The sequence below is a fragment of the Paraburkholderia aromaticivorans genome, assembly GCF_012689525.1.
Lineage (GTDB): Bacteria > Pseudomonadota > Gammaproteobacteria > Burkholderiales > Burkholderiaceae > Paraburkholderia > Paraburkholderia aromaticivorans_A.
This window is the reverse complement of sequence record NZ_CP051515.1, coordinates 564,091-579,872: the sequence shown is the minus strand read 5'-3', so window position 1 is coordinate 579,872 and position 15,782 is coordinate 564,091. Positions and strand designations below refer to the sequence as shown.

The 15,782-nt window shown below is 60.0% G+C and carries 19 protein-coding genes and 1 pseudogene; 14 read left to right on the top strand and 6 right to left on the bottom strand.

Annotated elements, in window-relative coordinates; translation table 11 throughout:
- Positions 1–53 precede the first annotated feature (53 nt).
- Positions 54–938, top strand: coding sequence for a LysR family transcriptional regulator (locus tag HF916_RS14455; RefSeq protein WP_168789613.1), 885 nt, complete (start codon positions 54–56; stop codon positions 936–938).
- 278 nt (positions 939–1,216) lie between these two features.
- Here HF916_RS14455 and HF916_RS14450 read toward each other — a convergent pair whose 3' ends face one another.
- Positions 1,217–1,705, bottom strand: a complete 489-nt coding sequence (locus HF916_RS14450) for an NUDIX domain-containing protein (RefSeq protein ID WP_168789612.1) — start codon at positions 1,703–1,705, stop codon at positions 1,217–1,219.
- Between the two features lie 134 nt (positions 1,706–1,839).
- Between HF916_RS14450 and HF916_RS14445 the strand changes: the two are divergent.
- The 4 genes and pseudogenes from HF916_RS14445 to HF916_RS14430 all read left to right on the top strand — a co-directional run.
- Positions 1,840–2,146 (top strand): annotated as a pseudogene (locus tag HF916_RS14445) (LysR substrate-binding domain-containing protein); the annotation flags it as partial.
- Between the two features lie 188 nt (positions 2,147–2,334).
- The gene (locus tag HF916_RS14440) at positions 2,335–2,856 is read left to right on the top strand and encodes a phasin family protein (protein ID WP_240975549.1); all 522 of its coding nucleotides are present in this window, start codon (positions 2,335–2,337) and stop codon (positions 2,854–2,856) included.
- Between the two features lie 172 nt (positions 2,857–3,028).
- Positions 3,029–3,550, top strand: coding sequence for a hypothetical protein (locus HF916_RS14435; RefSeq protein ID WP_168789611.1), 522 nt, complete (start codon positions 3,029–3,031; stop codon positions 3,548–3,550).
- Between the two features lie 1,047 nt (positions 3,551–4,597).
- Complete coding sequence (locus HF916_RS14430) at positions 4,598–4,924, top strand: H-NS family nucleoid-associated regulatory protein (protein WP_168789610.1); 327 nt, start codon at positions 4,598–4,600, stop codon at positions 4,922–4,924.
- Positions 4,925–4,951: 27 nt separating this feature from the next.
- Here HF916_RS14430 and HF916_RS14425 read toward each other — a convergent pair whose 3' ends face one another.
- Positions 4,952–5,464 (bottom strand): hypothetical protein, encoded by a 513-nt coding sequence (locus HF916_RS14425; RefSeq protein ID WP_168789609.1) that lies wholly within the window; start codon positions 5,462–5,464, stop codon positions 4,952–4,954.
- 146 nt (positions 5,465–5,610) lie between these two features.
- Between HF916_RS14425 and HF916_RS14420 the strand changes: the two genes are divergently transcribed.
- Positions 5,611–6,339, top strand: a complete 729-nt coding sequence (locus tag HF916_RS14420) for a haloacid dehalogenase type II (RefSeq protein WP_168789608.1) — start codon at positions 5,611–5,613, stop codon at positions 6,337–6,339.
- 141 nt (positions 6,340–6,480) lie between these two features.
- Positions 6,481–6,711, top strand: a complete 231-nt coding sequence (locus tag HF916_RS14415) for a hypothetical protein (RefSeq protein WP_168789607.1) — start codon at positions 6,481–6,483, stop codon at positions 6,709–6,711.
- A gap of 83 nt (positions 6,712–6,794) precedes the next feature.
- Here the strand turns inward: HF916_RS14415 and HF916_RS51485 are convergent, their stop codons facing one another.
- Positions 6,795–6,926 carry a hypothetical protein gene (locus HF916_RS51485; RefSeq protein ID WP_277352284.1) on the bottom strand — a complete coding sequence of 44 codons (132 nt, stop codon included), beginning with the start codon at positions 6,924–6,926 and terminating at the stop codon, positions 6,795–6,797.
- A gap of 173 nt (positions 6,927–7,099) precedes the next feature.
- On the opposite strand from HF916_RS51485, the gene HF916_RS14410 reads away from it, so the two are divergent.
- Complete coding sequence (locus tag HF916_RS14410; RefSeq protein ID WP_168789606.1) at positions 7,100–7,573, top strand: PRC-barrel domain-containing protein; 474 nt, start codon at positions 7,100–7,102, stop codon at positions 7,571–7,573.
- A 222-nt stretch (positions 7,574–7,795) separates the two neighbouring features.
- Here the strand turns inward: HF916_RS14410 and HF916_RS14405 are convergent, their stop codons facing one another.
- A complete protein-coding gene (locus HF916_RS14405; RefSeq protein WP_168789605.1) occupies positions 7,796–8,758 on the bottom strand; it encodes a 2-hydroxyacid dehydrogenase in 963 nt (320 codons plus the stop codon).
- Between the two features lie 312 nt (positions 8,759–9,070).
- Here HF916_RS14405 and HF916_RS14400 point away from each other — a divergent pair, with 312 nt between their 5' ends.
- The 5 genes from HF916_RS14400 (at position 9,071) to HF916_RS14380 (ending at position 13,662) form a co-directional block, all read left to right on the top strand.
- Positions 9,071–9,829, top strand: coding sequence for an SDR family oxidoreductase (locus HF916_RS14400; RefSeq protein WP_168792005.1), 759 nt, complete (start codon positions 9,071–9,073; stop codon positions 9,827–9,829).
- A gap of 55 nt (positions 9,830–9,884) precedes the next feature.
- Positions 9,885–11,201, top strand: a complete 1,317-nt coding sequence (locus HF916_RS14395) for an MFS transporter (RefSeq protein ID WP_168789604.1) — start codon at positions 9,885–9,887, stop codon at positions 11,199–11,201.
- Positions 11,202–11,227: 26 nt separating this feature from the next.
- Positions 11,228–11,617 carry a VOC family protein gene (locus HF916_RS14390; RefSeq protein ID WP_168789603.1) on the top strand — a complete coding sequence of 130 codons (390 nt, stop codon included), beginning with the start codon at positions 11,228–11,230 and terminating at the stop codon, positions 11,615–11,617.
- Positions 11,618–11,724: 107 nt separating this feature from the next.
- The gene (locus HF916_RS14385; RefSeq protein WP_168792004.1) at positions 11,725–12,969 is read left to right on the top strand and encodes a citrate synthase; all 1,245 of its coding nucleotides are present in this window, start codon (positions 11,725–11,727) and stop codon (positions 12,967–12,969) included.
- A 252-nt stretch (positions 12,970–13,221) separates the two neighbouring features.
- A complete protein-coding gene (locus HF916_RS14380) occupies positions 13,222–13,662 on the top strand; it encodes a YciI family protein (protein ID WP_168789602.1) in 441 nt (146 codons plus the stop codon).
- Positions 13,663–13,727: 65 nt separating this feature from the next.
- On the opposite strand, the gene HF916_RS14375 is transcribed toward HF916_RS14380, so the two are convergent.
- Complete coding sequence (locus HF916_RS14375; protein ID WP_168789601.1) at positions 13,728–14,015, bottom strand: DUF1330 domain-containing protein; 288 nt, start codon at positions 14,013–14,015, stop codon at positions 13,728–13,730.
- 125 nt (positions 14,016–14,140) lie between these two features.
- A complete protein-coding gene (locus HF916_RS14370) occupies positions 14,141–14,491 on the bottom strand; it encodes a hypothetical protein (RefSeq protein ID WP_240975548.1) in 351 nt (116 codons plus the stop codon).
- 423 nt (positions 14,492–14,914) lie between these two features.
- Here HF916_RS14370 and HF916_RS14365 point away from each other — a divergent pair, with 423 nt between their 5' ends.
- Entirely contained in the window at positions 14,915–15,592 is a 678-nt protein-coding gene (locus HF916_RS14365) for a type 1 glutamine amidotransferase domain-containing protein (RefSeq protein ID WP_168789600.1), read from the top strand.
- Positions 15,593–15,782: the final 190 nt, after the last annotated feature.

Here is a 15,782-nt window from a genome sequence, read left to right as displayed (position 1 = left end):
ATGCAGCAATATTCACGCCGTGAGATGCAAATTTGCATCAGGAGGGCCGCACAGTGAACTGGGACGACGCGCGAGTGTTTCTAGCGGTGGAGCGCGAAAAAACGCTCCGTGGCGCGGCCAGAACGCTCAATCTCGATCAGGCGACGGTCGGCAGACGGATTGCGGCACTGGAGCACGCCCTGCGTGCAACGCTTTTCCTGCGCACCTCTGAGGGTTACGCGTTGACCGCCGCAGGCGAGGTCGCGCTGAGATCAGCGGAGAAAATGGAACACTCCGCCCACGAACTCGTCAGACGAATTCAGGGCGCGGATACACGGCTTGCGGGGGACGTAAGAATCACCAGCACCGACTCGATTGCGCTCGAATTCCTGCTTCCCGCTATCGAACGCCTGCATGCTGCGCATCCCCACGTGCGCGTCCTGCTGGACACGTCGACGCGCATGCTGAGTCTGGCAAAGCGTGAAGCGGATATCGCGGTCCGGTCCGTCAGGCCGGACAATCCCGACCTTGTCGCGCGGCGCCTGGCTCGCTGGCCCATGGCGCTCTTTGCGTCGAATGCTTATCTCGAGCAACATGGCAAGCCCGCCGCTGGCGCAGCATTCGCGGGCCATGATCTTGTCGTCTATCAGGGAAGCTGGACCGGTAATCGATCAGCGACTCTTGCTGGCGAACCGATACACGCGGGACGCATCGTATCGACCTTCAATTCCAGTCTCATGCTGCGTACCGCGGTTAAGGCCGGCATCGGTATCGGCGAGCTTCCGATACATCTGGCTGAACACGACGGCCTCGTGCAGATATGGCCGGAACCCGCGCGTGGGGCGGTCTACGAAGTCTGGCTCGTCACGCATCAAGACCTTCGGCATACCGCGCGCATCACGGCAATGATTGCCGGCATCGTCGCCGCGTTCGAAGATCACACAACCCACGCAAAGTAGTCATGCACGACTGGGCTGCGTCGGCTGCGTGTCGCGTTACGGGTAGTCTTCGGCAGCGTGCCACCGGGACCGGACACGTAGATTCACCATGGGGGCGACCATATGCGCCGGCAGGGGCCGCGCTGCGAGGCGGAGCCGTGCACGCCATTGACGCTGTTGGTCCTCGATGCGCATGTCACGGAGCAAGCGGCCGAGGACAAGATCAGGCGGGCGGTGACCGGTCGGCTGCTTGCCCGCCACCAAGAGCCGTCGAGATGTCCCGAAAGGAACAGGGCCACCTAACAGCAGACATCTCTGCCGAGATACGCAGCGACCGCCTTTGTCAGCGCGATGCCGTGCAGTTCCTCCGGCGATGCCAGATGCGTGGCGACAATCTCACGATTATCAAGCCGCAGCTCGGGTATGCAATCAAGGTGCAGTTCAAAGAAGTGCACCCGGTCTCTTCGCCCGTCCCAAATGCCGCAGGCGCTGCCCGCGGGGACTAATGTGCCAGACGACAGACCAATCTCCTCCTCCATTTCGCGCCGCGCTGCTGCATCAGGCGCCTCACCGGGCCGGACACTACCACCGGGAAAATTCCACTCGGCCCGGTACGATGATTTCACCAGCAACAGCGCCCGCCCGACGTAGATTGCTACTAGCGCGCCCTCATGGCGAGGCCGTCGAACATACCACCAGGCGCGAGCGAACTGGAATCCGAGGCGAAGCACCATGCGCCAGACAGAGTCGATAAGCATAACTGGTCGTACTTGCTCAAGGCTCGGCATGAGTTCTCTCCTTTCCTTTCATGGCCAGAGGATCCTCCGGGTCGCCGCGTTAGTGCGGCTTAGCTCATTCAGCGCCTGTCACACCACTGCCTGGAAACCGTAGTTTAGCCAGCGTGCAGCATAACTAGAATGTGCTCAACCACGACACCTTTGTCGCGGCCTGCGCGCGAGCCGGCTTTACGCCGGCGATCTCAATGAAGGCAACGGAGCCTTTGACGGCATTAAGGCTGGTGGCGGCCGGTCTTGGGGCCGCGATGATTCAACGGAGCCTTCGTCATCAGGCCCCGGCGGGCGTCGTGTTGCGAGAGGTGCCCTGGTTCACCTACCGCACGCCGCTACGGGCCGCATGGCACAGGATATTTGCGCCCGCTCGTCGAGATTTTCAGAATGACGCTAGTCGAGAACGTGAAAACGCTGAGTGAGCAAGAATCCCAGCGATAGTCGCTTCCTGTCCCTGCTACGTTGACACGGCAGCGCCGGCCTTGCAGTTGCAAAGAATCCATCACCACACGGCGAAACTGATTGACATCCCAATATTCCCCCGTACAATGGGTTTTTGTTGCAGCGCAGCAATTTACGTTGACCCACTTGGCGCGCGGTTTTGTTTTCACTCAGAGCCCCTCGCACTCTTGCCGCCTTACCCTTACGGAGCAGTGATGAGCACTCTTATTCCCCAACAATTGGTTGCCGCCCAGCAGTCCAGCCTGGAAACGCTTTTTGGCCTGACGAACAAGGCATTTGAAGGTTTCGAAAAGCTGGTCGCGTTGAATTTGCAGGTTGGCAAAGCGGTTCTCGCCGAAAACCAGGAAATCGTCGCCAAAGCCCTCTCAGCCGGCAACCCGGGCGCGCTGTTCGCGCTGCAAGCAAGCCTGTCCCAGCCTGTGGCGGAAAAGGTAGTCGCGTACGGCCGCCAGGTTCATGAAATCGTGTCCGGCGTTCAGAGCGAAATCTCCGCCGTAGCGACAGCGCAGGGCCAGCAGTTCCAACGGGACGCACAAGGTTTCATCGAGAGCCTTCAGAAGAACACACCGGCAGGAAGCGAATCCGCTGTTGCCGCGTGGAACTCGGTTCTCTCGGCCGCGAATGCGACCTATGAATCGGCCAACAAGGCTGCCAAGCAATTCGTGTCGAGCGTGTCCGCCGTTCAGTAAGACTCCTCGTCTTACTTAGACTTTTTGCGTCTACCAATGCGAACCTCGGTTCGCATTTCTTTTTGCTGAACCGGATGCATTGAGAAGCGACTAACGCTGTGTAGGGTTGCTTCAGAACAGGACCGCGAGACAGCGCACTTCAAGCAAGGACGAAATGACCGGACACTCTGCGATGGACGATCGATTTGATCGACGAGAACTGCTGCTTCACCTGGGCGACATTCTCGCCGCTTTGAGCTGTTTAAACGACGCGAACGAACCGGGCGCCTCGGTGGCGCATCTTGCGCAGAAACATGCTTCATTGCAGGACTTCGCGTTCCTTAGGGCCTTGGCGCCAACAATGACGGTGGCCGAATTCAATACACGCGTCGCCCGCTCATTTTTCTTGTGGCCAAGTGAGTTGCTTGAGGCGGAGCTCAACCGGGACGGACTCGCGTCAACCGTTCAGCAGAACCTTTTTGACGGTAACCCCGACGGCTGGAATGCGTATATCGGCTACGTCCAGAAGAAAGTGAAATGGTTCGGCGTCGGACTTTCGAATCATGGAAAGGACGCTCTGGCTGAACCGTCGCACGATGTCGCCAATGAGGTGGGGCCGGTCGAGGCACCGGTTAAGGTCGTGCCGGCCGCGGAAGTGGATGCGCGCGAAGAGAAGAAAGGTTGGCCTTGGCCCAAACCACGGTCGACGTCCTGACGCGTGCAGCTGGTGGCTAATACCTTCAGATGAAGATCCCCGAGCACCCAAACTCGGGTTGCAAAGCCCTTTCCGCTCGCTCCTGAAGCCGGCGGACGCTTCGCCTATCCAAAGACCTCCCATACCAGGACGCGCGCGGACCGCAAAGGATGAAAGGGGACCCGGCCCCCGACCAGGGGTGCCGGCCCCCTTCTTGACGCGAGCAAACAGGACCGTCGGCTGTCGACTCGCGCGCCGTCAGTTGGTTTTAGCTGCCCCCGAAAAAAACGTTGCATTGCGGGTCCACCCTGCACGGCCTGGCATGTCTCGCGCCGCTTTGCATTCGGGTATCAGGCGTGCCGCCGTAGGCCTCCATCCCCGTACTGGGCGAAGAATCAGCCTGAGTCGCGGCGCTCTGCTGTGGGGCGGGTTGTGCAGCATCGGGCGTGCTTTGCGCATACGCAAACCCGACCATGACAAACAATCCGAAAGCAGAAGCAACCATCAATCGTAATTTCATGTCGGCTCCTTAAGCTAGGTTAAGTTTTCCATCCGTGTGATTCGTTATTCGCGTGTCGCGCGATTGAAATCCATACAGGATGTGCGGATGCGAAGCCGTCTTCGAATCCGCGGGCCAATCGCCCGAGGCCAAAGTTTCAGGCAATTGGAAAGAAGCGAAGCGCAGTGCGCCAAGCGAAGGTCAATGGACGCGAGATGGCGTGCGAACAGGCAATGTCAATGGATTTCATGGACCCATCGACACGTAATAGTCGCCCCTGCAAATACGTTATAGGGCGCAGAAAGTCGAAACGAAAGCGAATGTTTAAACCCGGTGCCTCCACACAACGCGGAAGCGGTTTTTTCGCGGCGAGTTGAGATGTGATCTGTCACAAGGGTCGCGAAAGTTTTGCCACTCTGCCTGCAACAGTGTTTTCAGAAATTGCACATCGACGCCAGCTTTCCTCGACACGATACTTGCCACATCCGACTTGTCTGTGGCGGGACGCGTCGGCAAGGCAAGACGACACGAGACCGCTACGAGGCTGGAACTTCGAAGGGGAAACCGACATGGACGAGCAAAAACGCCTAAGCATGATTGCATACCTGCGCCGCAAGATGACCAAGGTTGGGATCAAGGTGGGTGACCTCAAGGCGGCAATTGCCGAAGACAGGGCGCGTCAAAAGTCGGCGCGATACCGCAGTGCTTTTGGCGACACCTGGGATGGCAAAGGCGATATGCCGCAGTGGCTAAAGCAAGCCACGAGCGCTGGGCAATCACTGGCGCACTTTGCGGTCGACAAACCGTCGACATCGGCTAGCCGTCAACGTCCTGCGATTGACTGGAGTCGAGACCCGTTCGCCGGCACGCGCCTGGCGACAGTTCGGGCGTTTTGAGCTGACAACGTGCATCGCTCCTGGCGTTCAATGCGAACGCCCGTAGCCTCCGCCACCGCCCCAGTAGTGGCCGCCGCCCATACCGCGCCCTGGGTATCCGTGGCCACCCCAGCCGCCATGACCGCCCCAACCGCCTGGATATCCGTGCCCCCAGTAGCCGTGGCGACCCCAGTAGCCGTATCGGCCACCTCCATAACAGCACCCGCCCCAATAGCCGAAACTCAGTGACACCGAGGGTCCCCACCACGCGGGCCAGCCGTAGTACGGATACGCGACCGGATAATACGCAGGTGCAACGAAGACGGGCACGGCTGGTGCGATATAGGTGTTCGTCGACATAGTCGAATCTGACACAACTGCACCGGTTGCGGCAGTGTCGGGCGTCGAGAAAGCATATTGCTGCGGCGCGGCCGCCGCCGGCACACCGCCGTACGGAACATAGCCATAGGGCACGTAGTAGTAGCAACCGGACAAAGCGGCGGACAGGACCACCAACGCAACGGCGCGGCCCGTGCGCGACGTTGCATCCAGCGTTTTCATAACGTGCTCCACGGTCTAACACGGCGCGGCATGCCGCGCCTTTAATACAGTCAGCTTACTCCAGAAAACGGGATGCCTATGCGCGTCGGGTTCAGGGACATGTCCGGTTAGACTTGTTTCTCCGCACCACTTAAAAGGTCCATCACATGCCGAATAGCTCGGAAATCAAGGCTCTCCTGTTCGACGTCTTCGGGACGGTTGTCGATTGGAGAAGCGGTGTCGCTCGCGATGTGGGTCAGTTTCTCAGCCGCCATGCTGTCCCGATCGACTCATTTGAGTTCGCAGACGCGTGGCGACGCCAATATGCACCCGCAATGGAGGAGATACGGAGCGGGCGGCGGCCGTTTGTCCGGCTTGACGTCTTGCACAGGGAAAACCTCGTCAAGGTCATGGCCGACTATGGCGTCGACGGCGGTTCAATCTCCACGGAAGAACTCGATGAACTGAATCACGCCTGGCACCGCCTCGACCCTTGGCCTGATTCCGTCGAGGGACTGCTGAGACTCAAGCGCCGCTTCATGATTGCCCCGCTCTCGAACGGAAACATCCGGCTGATGATGGATATGGCGAAACGGGCCGCGCTTCCGTGGGACGCAATTCTCGGAGCGGAAGTCGTTCGGGCATACAAGCCGTCGCCACAAGCCTACGTCGACACCGTCGAAATCCTCGGTCTGGACCCCGCGGAGGTTTGCATGGTTGCAGCCCATAACGGCGACCTCGCAGCGGCACGTCGATGTGGCTTGAAGACGGCGTTCGTCGTGCGCCCCGTCGAACACGGACCCGGCCAACAAAGCGACCTGCATGCCGAACAGAGTTGGGATTTCGTAGCTGCGGATATGAACGACCTAGCCACGAAGCTCGGCTGCCCTACGTAGCGGCTCGGCCGCACATCGACCGGCGTTTTGTCGTACAAATTGCTTCCAGCGGCAATCGAATGCTCGTCATCGAACCTTCACATATTGACGGGACAATCGCGCCACTGAGAGAGCGGGGTGTCGCCACCCCAAAAAAATCAAATGCAAATCCTGCCGAACACACCGGCCACCCGAATCAGCTTTCATCGCGGGTATGGTCTCCGCGCAAGTACGACGCCGACCGGCGATGGCTTGCATTCCGCCGACCTCGTTATCGAACAGCCAGGACGGCCGCCGCAAGCGTTCGCCTCGCTAGACCTGTTCTACGACCACGAACAGGCGATAAGCTACGCCACCGTCTGGGGGCGTATCTGGGTCGACTCAAAGACTTAAACCCCATATCTTTCTGAGCGCCGCCGAACATGGTCGACTGTTCCGGCGCTTCAGTTGTTATCACCCGGCGACCGAGATTCGAGTCACAACTTTTCGGCGACGGAGGGAGCAGCGCCTGCAATCAAGCCGCTCATCTGGACGATGCCTGCAATGGCATCGTCCTTCTTTTCGCTTTCGAAACTCCCGTCCCAAAGCTCGTCGCCTATTTCAGTCACCGAGCCGTCCGACCTTCGTGCCCGCCGCGGTGCGAGCGACAAGCCAGTTTCGAACCCGTGCCTTGAGGGACAGGTTCAGATCATCCTGAAAGCAAGGGACGCAGGCCTGCGGCAAACAACGCAGGAACACCGCTTGCGCACTACTGGATTACCTTTTTTGAAGGAGGTAAATCATGGGCTCAATCAACCCGCAAGGTGACACCCAACGCGGAGCTGAAATCGTGGGCGGTGGTATGGGCGAAGGACCGGGGCCGCACATCATGGCCGCGGCAACGCTCGACGGGAACAAGGTCATGTCCTCTGATGGCGAACACGTGGGGAAAATTTCGGACATCATGCTGGACGTCAGGAACGGACGTATCGCCTACGCGGTACTTTCTGAGGGAGGGTTCCTCGGAATGGGTTCCACCCTGCATGCCATCCCGTGGAGTGCATTGACACTCGATACAGACGAGAAATGCTTCTTCGTCGACATTGCCGCTCAGCGCCTCAAGGACGACCCGGGTTTCGACAAGGACCACTGGCCGACGATGGCAGACGCGAAGTGGGGAGAGTCGACGTACAGCTACTACAACCGCCAGCCGTACTGGGCAGCGACCCATGACGTGGTGGAAGGCGACCCTGCCATCAGGCCGAGCGAACACTAAATAACACCAACAGGTAAGCCGTGCCAGGCGGACGGCTAGCCTGTCGCTCTAGGGCTTACGCCCACCGCGTTCTATTGCGATGGGCGTAAGCGCATCTAACAAAGCATGAGCTGGCTGCTAACCATGCTTATGGTTTATTTCGAAAGCCGGTCATTGCGGCGCATGGTTGAAACACTCGCCTGCCGCTCGCACATTGCAAGCTCCGATCTGAGAAAGCGAACGTCAGACCGGATTCAAGGCAGGCCGCTCATCCAGCACAGCGGCAACATTGTCCAGCGCCGTAAAACCCATCTGGTCGCGGGTCTCGATCGTGGCGCTGGCCATGTGAGGCGTCAGGAACACGTTATCGAGTCCTGCAAACCGCTTATCGACATTGGGCTCGTTCCGGTACACGTCCAGACCTGCGCCGAACAGATGCCCCGACGTCAGCGCTTCATACAGCGCGTCTTCGTCCACCAGTGCGCCACGCGCCGCGTTGACAAAAACCGCGCCCGTCGGCAGGAGCCCAAATTCTTTTTTCGTCATCAGCGGGACGCCTCCGCCCGGTACGTGCAGCGTCAGCACCTGGCAGTGCGGCAACATTTCGTCGAGGCTGCTGTAAAACGTCGCGCCATTTTCCAGCGACGCAGCCGCACGGTTGATGTCCGTATAGATCACGCGCATGCTGAAACCCTGCGCACGCTTCGCGACCGCGCGGCCGATACGCCCGAATCCGACGATGCCGAGCGTCTTGCCATTGACTCGCGTACCCAGCATCTCGGTCATCCCGAATGATTTGCCCCAGCCGTTGCGCATGATTCGTTCATATTCCGACGCGCGGCGGCAGGCCGCCAGCACGAGCAGCAGGGAAAAATCGGCCGTGCATTCGGTCAACGCATCGGGTGCGTTCGTGACGACGATTCCCCGCTCGCGGGCGGCCGCCACGTCCATGTGATCGAAGCCCGCGCTCGCGTTCGCAATGATCTTGACTGTCGAGGGCAGCGCGGCAATGTGCTCCGCCTGCAAACCGGACTTCTTCCCGATCAGTACGGCCGGCGTTTCGTGCTTCCTGCAAAAGTCGACGACGGACCATGCGTCCATGTCGGACTCGGTCACGAAGGCATGGAATTCGGCCTCTGCGCGAATCGCCACGGCTGTGGGTACCTTTCGCGCAATCAACAGCCTGGTGCGGTTATTTTCCGGCATGGTTTTTCCTTGGGTGGACAGACGTCGAGAGACTACGAAACCGCAGACGGGACCGTCAATGTTGATTGGATGAATCAACTTATCGAAAACGATTCACCCCTTTATTCGTCCCGGCGCACCTTGCACGTTGCGATTCGTTTTCTGCCATGCCTGGACCCGCGCACCGCCGGCAACGCGCGCATCAGGAAAACCCTGGTGCGCGCCCCATCGGCAAGGCGCTCAGATGTTGATTCAATGAATCAAGATTGCTCGACGGATAGGCGAATGCAACTCTCCTTCCCGTGTTCAACTGAACTGTCGAGAGGAAGTGAAATGCCTGCATCGAAGAAATTTGCAGCTGTGACCGGCGCCGGCTCCGGCATCGGCCGCGCCGCCGCCGTGGCGCTCGCCAACGCGGGATTCGCCGTTGCGCTGATCGGGCGCAGAGCGGAGCCACTGCTGGAAACGAAGGAGACAATCGGCATGGCCGGTGGAGAAGCGCAGGTATTCCAGGCCGACGTTGCCGACGCGGCATCGGTCGAGCACGCGTTTTCGCACATTGCCGAGACATTCGGCCGGCTCGACGTGCTCTTCAACAACGCTGGCCGCAACGCGGGGGCTGTCCCGCTGGAAGACTACGATGCCGATTTCTGGAACGATGTCGTGGCCACCAATCTGACCGGCGTCTTTCTGTGCGCTCGGGCCGCTTATCGCTTAATGAAAGCGCAGTCTCCTCAAGGCGGACGAATCATCAACAACGGATCGATCTCCGCTCACTCGCCGAGGCCGCATACCATTGCCTATACGGCAACAAAACATGCCGTCACCGGCATCACCCGATCGATCGCGCTGGACGGACGTGCATTCAACATCGCCTGCGGCCAGATCGATATCGGCAATGCGGCCACATCGCTCACGGAACGCATGAACCGCGGCGTACTGCAAGCGGACGGACGCATGGCGCCTGAAGCAAGAATGGATGTGTCGCACGTCGCGAATGCCGTCGTGCATATGGCCAGTCTTCCGCTCGAAGCCAATGTGCTCAACATGACCATCATGGCGAGCGCCATGCCGTTCGTCGGCCGCGGATAAATCGCCTTCACGCCCAATATAAAAAGAACAACCGGCCAATGTACTGGAGACACCGATGAAAGTCGTAGAGGAACAAACATTGTCGGCGCGAAACCCGGCTTACGCGGATACCACGAAGCGCTCCAGGGTGCGATACGTCGTGCTCTCGATGTTGCTCGCGGCAACCATCCTCAACTACGTGGACAGGTCGGCGCTTGGCATCGTCGCGCCGGGCCTGTCGAAAGGCCTGGCGCTGGACAAGATGCAGATGGGCGAGTTGTTTGCGGCATTCGGCCTGGCCTACTCCATCGGGCTGGTGCCCGGCGGCGTGCTGACCGACATTCTCGGCTCGCGCGTCGCTTATGCGCTGTCGCTCCTCGGCTGGTCGTTCGCCACGCTGACGCAAGGTCTCGCGACCGGCTATCACATGCTGCTCGGCTCGCGGCTCGCCATCGGCGCCCTGGAGGCGCCGGCTTTCCCTTCGAACGCGCGCGCCGTGACGTTGTGGTTTCCCGCCCGCGAGCGCGGCTTCGCGACCAGCGTCTATGTGATGGGGCAATACATCGGCACGCCGTTGTTCACCGGCTTGTTGCTATGGATTTCCGCCGCGTATGGCTGGCGTATGGTCTTCTACGTTACGGGCGGCGTCGGCATTCTGTTCAGTCTTCTCTGGTACCGGGTTTATCGCGATCCGCATCAGCACGCGGGGGTGAATGCCGCCGAACTGCACTATATCAACGACGGCTCTACGGCTGCGCGCAAGCCCCGCGAGAAGTTCGATTGGCATATGGCGCTCAAACTGCTCAGTTACCGGCAGATTCTCGCCATCTGCATCGGCAAGTTCTGCAACAACACGCTGCTTGTCTTCTTCACCACGTGGTTCATGACCTATCTGATCGAAGCGCGTCACATGTCGATGATCAAGGTCGGGATCTTCCAGGCACTCCCTTTTATCGGCGCGACGGCCGGCATTCTCCTTGCGGGCTCCCTCTCGGACTTTTTCATCCGACGCGGGGTGTCGATTTCCACGGCGCGCAAGACGCCGCTCATTATCGGCACGCTGCTGGGAGCATCGATCGTGCTCGTCAATTTTGTCGAGTCGAACGAGTCAGTGATCGCCATCCTGACTATCGCGTTCTTCGCGCAGGGTGTCGGGTCGATGTCGTGGGCCGCCGTTTCCGAAATCGCGCCTCGCCAGTACGTGGGACTGACCAGCAGCATCACCAGCCTCGCGGCCAACATTGCGGCCGTTACGACGCCGCTCATGATCGGCTATATCACCCACCACACCGGCCACTTCTACTGGGCTCTCAACCTGATGGGCGCGATATGCCTGCTCGGCGCGCTCTCTTACTCCGTGCTGCTGGGGAAGCTTTCCCGCATCGAACTGTGACGCCTCTGACTATCCGGTGAAATCGTATGATTGAATTCAAGTGGGATCATCTGCAACTGTGCTCGGCCGACGCCGAAGCCACCGCCGCATGGTTTGCGCGCTGTCTGAACGCCGAGATCGTGCGTCGTCCGGGGCGAGTGGATTTGCGCATCGGCAGCATCAACCTCTTCATTACAGCGCTGGCGGGCGCGCAAGTCGGCCGTCCTGACGGCGAGCGTAGACAGGGCATCGATCATTTCGGCGTGGTCGTGGACGATCTCGATGCCGCGTTCGAACATCTGTTGCATTGCGACGCGGAAATCGTCGAGCCGATCAAGCAGGTCCGCGCCGGCGTCAGAGCCTGCTTCGTGCGATCGCCGGGGGACGTTCTCGTCGAGATCCTGGAGCGGCGACCGGCCGAGATGACTTTTACCTGAAAAAACGTCAATATTGACGCTCGATCGGATGCGCTTGCATGCACGGCGCGATCCGCATCGTAACGGCTCTGCTGCCCGTTCCGCTGCATCACCTTGCCTGCCATCCCATGCGAAACTGGATCACTCTGACTGAAGCGGCTCGACAACTCGGAGTGCAAGCGCAGACTATCTATGCGTACGTCAGTCGAGGCAACATCGCCGTCATGCCGGATCCGCATGACCCGCGCAAGAGCCTTTATCGAGCGGAAGACGTGGCCGGCCTGTGCCGTAAAAAACAGGTTGGACGCAAGCGCGAGGCGCTCGCCGCCGGGACCATATTCGGTGCGGAGCCCTGCATCTACAGCGGCATCACCACCTTCTCAAAAGGTCGGCCGTATTACCGGGGGCGGGATAGCATCCGGCTGTCGGACACGGCGACGCTCGAAGACGTGGCGGCCATTCTCTGGAATGCGCGTGGGCCGGTCGCCTTCGAACCCGGTGACCTGCCGCTACAGGGCGACGAGCGAGGCCGGCAATGTGCGTTCACATCGCTGGCGGCGCTGGCGGCCTGCGGGCATTCGACGCTCGGACGCACTGACAGCGCACTGCATGTCGAGGCTGGCCGGCTCGTGGCCCTGATCGCGCAAGCGTTTGGCGCGCGCCGCGATGCGAATGCACAACCGACGCATGAACGGCTCGCACTCGGTTGGGGCCAGGGCCGCGACGGCGCCGAACTCATCCGCCGCGCCATGGTCCTCGTGGCCGACCACGAGACGACGAGTTCGGCGTTTGCCGCCAGAATTACCGCCTCCACCGGCGCATCCCTGCCGGGATGCCTGCTCACGGGGCTCGCAACGCTCTCCGGCCCGCTGCATGGCGATACGTCAGGCCGCGTGAGGGCCGTGTTCGACGACGTTGGAAGACTCGGGGCGGAGCACGTCGTCGTCCATCATTTGCAGTCGGCCACGCCCATTCCGGGGTTCGGGCATCATCTCTATCCGGACGGCGATGCGCGGGCGGCTGCACTGCTTGAAGTGCTCAATCCGCCTCAAGAACTCACGTCGTTCATCAACAAGGTGGTTGAACTGACCGGCTTCAAGCCGAATATCGACATTGCGCTTGCCGCATTGGCGGCGCAGTTGGCGTTGCCTCGCGATGCGTCGTTCGCGCTGTTCGCGACGGCCCGAAGCGTGGGTTTGCTCGCACATTGCATCGAGCAGCTCCGGGTGGGCAAGGTCATTCGGCCCCGGGGCCGCTATACCGGGCGCGCATTGGAAGACGCCAGCCCCGCGCTGCCCGCGGAAGGCGGCGAGAAGGCGCTCGATCCAGCCACGCTCGACAAGAATCGGGTGTTCAAGGTGGTTGAGCGCTGAGGAGGCGTACCGCCCGATCTCCGCTGAAACAGAAAACCCTCGGCGCCAATCGGCTTTCTACCGGCAACGGACCTTCAGCATTCCGGCACAGAAGTCGGTTGTGACTAGCCGACCCGCCGGACATTCAACCGCTTTTTCGGTGCGTCGAGACATTTGCCTGTCGATTTCGCGCGCATTCGTTCGTCGTGATGTTGAAGGCACCGAATGTCTTCCCACATAATCTGAGCCTCAACTTTGGACAGGAGAATCCCAATGCGCGTCATGGTCATGGTCAAGGCGACCGCCGAATCCGAAGCCGGTCAAATGCCCGGCACGGAACTTATCGAGGCGATGGGTCGATATAACGAGGAACTGGTCAAAGCCGGCATCATGCTCGGCGGCGACGGACTGAAACCGAGCTCGAACGGCGCGCGCGTGAGATTTTCTGGCAAGGACCGAACCGTCGTCGACGGTCCGTTTGCCGAAACCAAGGAACTGATCGCGGGCTACTGGATCTGGCAAGTGCAATCAATGGACGAAGCGATCGAATGGGTACGCCGCTGCCCGAACCCGATGGCAAGCGACTCGGAAATCGAAATTCGCCCGTTCTTCGAGGCCGCGGATTTTGGCGAGGCGTTCACGCCCGAGCTTCAGGAGGGCGAGGAACGGCTGCGGCAGCAAATCGAATCCAATCAAAATACAGAGCGTCGCTGACGACATTCGCGACGCAGCGCGGTCTGCGTCGTAGCACCCTCGCGCCCGATCGTTGCCGCCTTTCCTCACACGCCTTCGACGAGAACCGCGCGGTAACGCGCGCCCTTGAAGCGGTGCTGTGCGACCTCCTGATACGCCGGGCTGTCGTACCACGCACGCGCGGCTGCTGTTGACGGAAACTGAACGATCACCACGCCCTCTGGCGCATCGCCCTCAAGAACCTGCTGAGGTCCGTAGGCAGCGAGTATCGTGACGGGATGACCCTTGAAGGTCTCGCCCACCTTGCTTTGATAGATGTCGAGTTCACCCTGATCCTGCGTGCTTTCCTTCGTGAAGACGATATAAGTCGTCATAACGTTCGCTCCTGAGGTGATGTGAAGATGCGCACGATGATCTGCTGAGCGCGTATTGACCGCGATACGCAGCGTCGGCGCATGGTCGAATCGTCGTTGCATTCTCCGTGCTACCGCCGCGATTGCTATCCCGCTGTCGCAGCATGAATCGCCTTTATAACATCATCGGTGAAACGGGTGTCGCCCACTTCGATGTCGCCGGACAATCGCACCGTAACCTCCTGCAATAGCCAACCGTTGCCGTCCGGATCGTTGAACGAAGCGTACGAGGCATAACTTTGTCGTTGCGGATTCAAGCCGCTAACCACGCATTTTGCGTCGGCATGGTGGAACACGCCGCCCGTGTCGTGGAATGGCTCGCTGATCTCGATGCCACGGCGGAACAGTTCGTTGCGCACGGCCACGATGTCGGACACGACCAGGTGAAGCGCCTGCGCTGAGCCGGGCGCGGCCGCGGTTATGTTCTTGCCGAACATGACCGAGTGTCGAACGCGCCGGCGTCCAGGCTCTCAACCGCTGGTTCGCTCCGCATTGAAATGGTGCTCATGGCTGGCTCCTGAGAGACGTCGACTACCGGTTCCCCGTTCACTACTTCAGGTCCGTAAAAACACGATATGTGAAAACGCAACGTGAAAACACAACACGAGACGACACAATCTTTTGTATTGATGCCGGCACGAAGACAGCAGCGTAGGCGGCATTGCAGCACGGTGCCGCCAGGTCGAACGGCGCAGCGCTGCGCATACCATGGCATGGTCAGGCGATACCATCGTGTGATGGCGCGGCTCGGGAGCCGGACCAAAATACAAGCGTTCATCGCATGCGTTGGAGCGAGCCCCCTCAAGCACTCCCTGCGGCGAAGCCGCTTTTAGACACTGCCTCAATGAACGGAGACTGCAATGAAAATCCTGTTGGTTTTGACTTCGCACAACGTGCTTGGAGATACCGGCAAGCCGACCGGCTTCTGGCTCGAAGAATTCACCGCTCCCTACTACGCATTCACGGACGCCGGTGCAGAGGTTACCGTGACCTCGCCCAAGGGTGGCCAGCCACCGATCGATCCCAAGAGCGACGATCCAGACAATCAGACCGACACCATGCAGCGCTTCAAGAAGGACCCAGAAACCCAGAAGGTGTTGGCCAATAGCGTCAAGCTCGCCGACGTCAAGGCGGATGACTACGACACGATCTTCTATGCGGGTGGCCATGGCCCGATGTGGGATCTGACCAATGACAAGCACTCGATTGCCTTGATCGAGGATTTCTACAACGCCGGCAAGCCGGTCGCCGCAGTCTGTCATGGCCCTTGTGTTCTGCGAAAGGCGACCTACAAAGGAGAGCCACTCGTGAAGGGAAAGCGCGTCACCAGCTTTACCAATAGTGAGGAAGACGCCGTACAGTTGACCGCGGTCATGCCCTTCCTCGTCGAGGACGAACTCAAGCGTCTGGGTGGCCACTTCGAAAAGGTGGACGACTGGGCCGTTCTCACCGTCGTCGACGGGCAGTTGGTCACTGGCCAGAACCCGGCCTCATCTGGACCGGCTGCGAGGGAACTGCTGAAGGTTCTGCAGGGCTAGTTCCAATCGCGCGCGGGCCACGAAGCCCGCGCGCATGCCGCCCAGCATCGAAAGAATGTACGGCATTCAAGGGGTCCACTTCCAGAACTCTTCAACGCCCGATACCAGTACACCGGTATCGCGGTTAGCAACGAGTTCGCCGCGGTCGCTTCCGGAAGCATCGTACCGTTCATTCCAATGTTCATTGGAA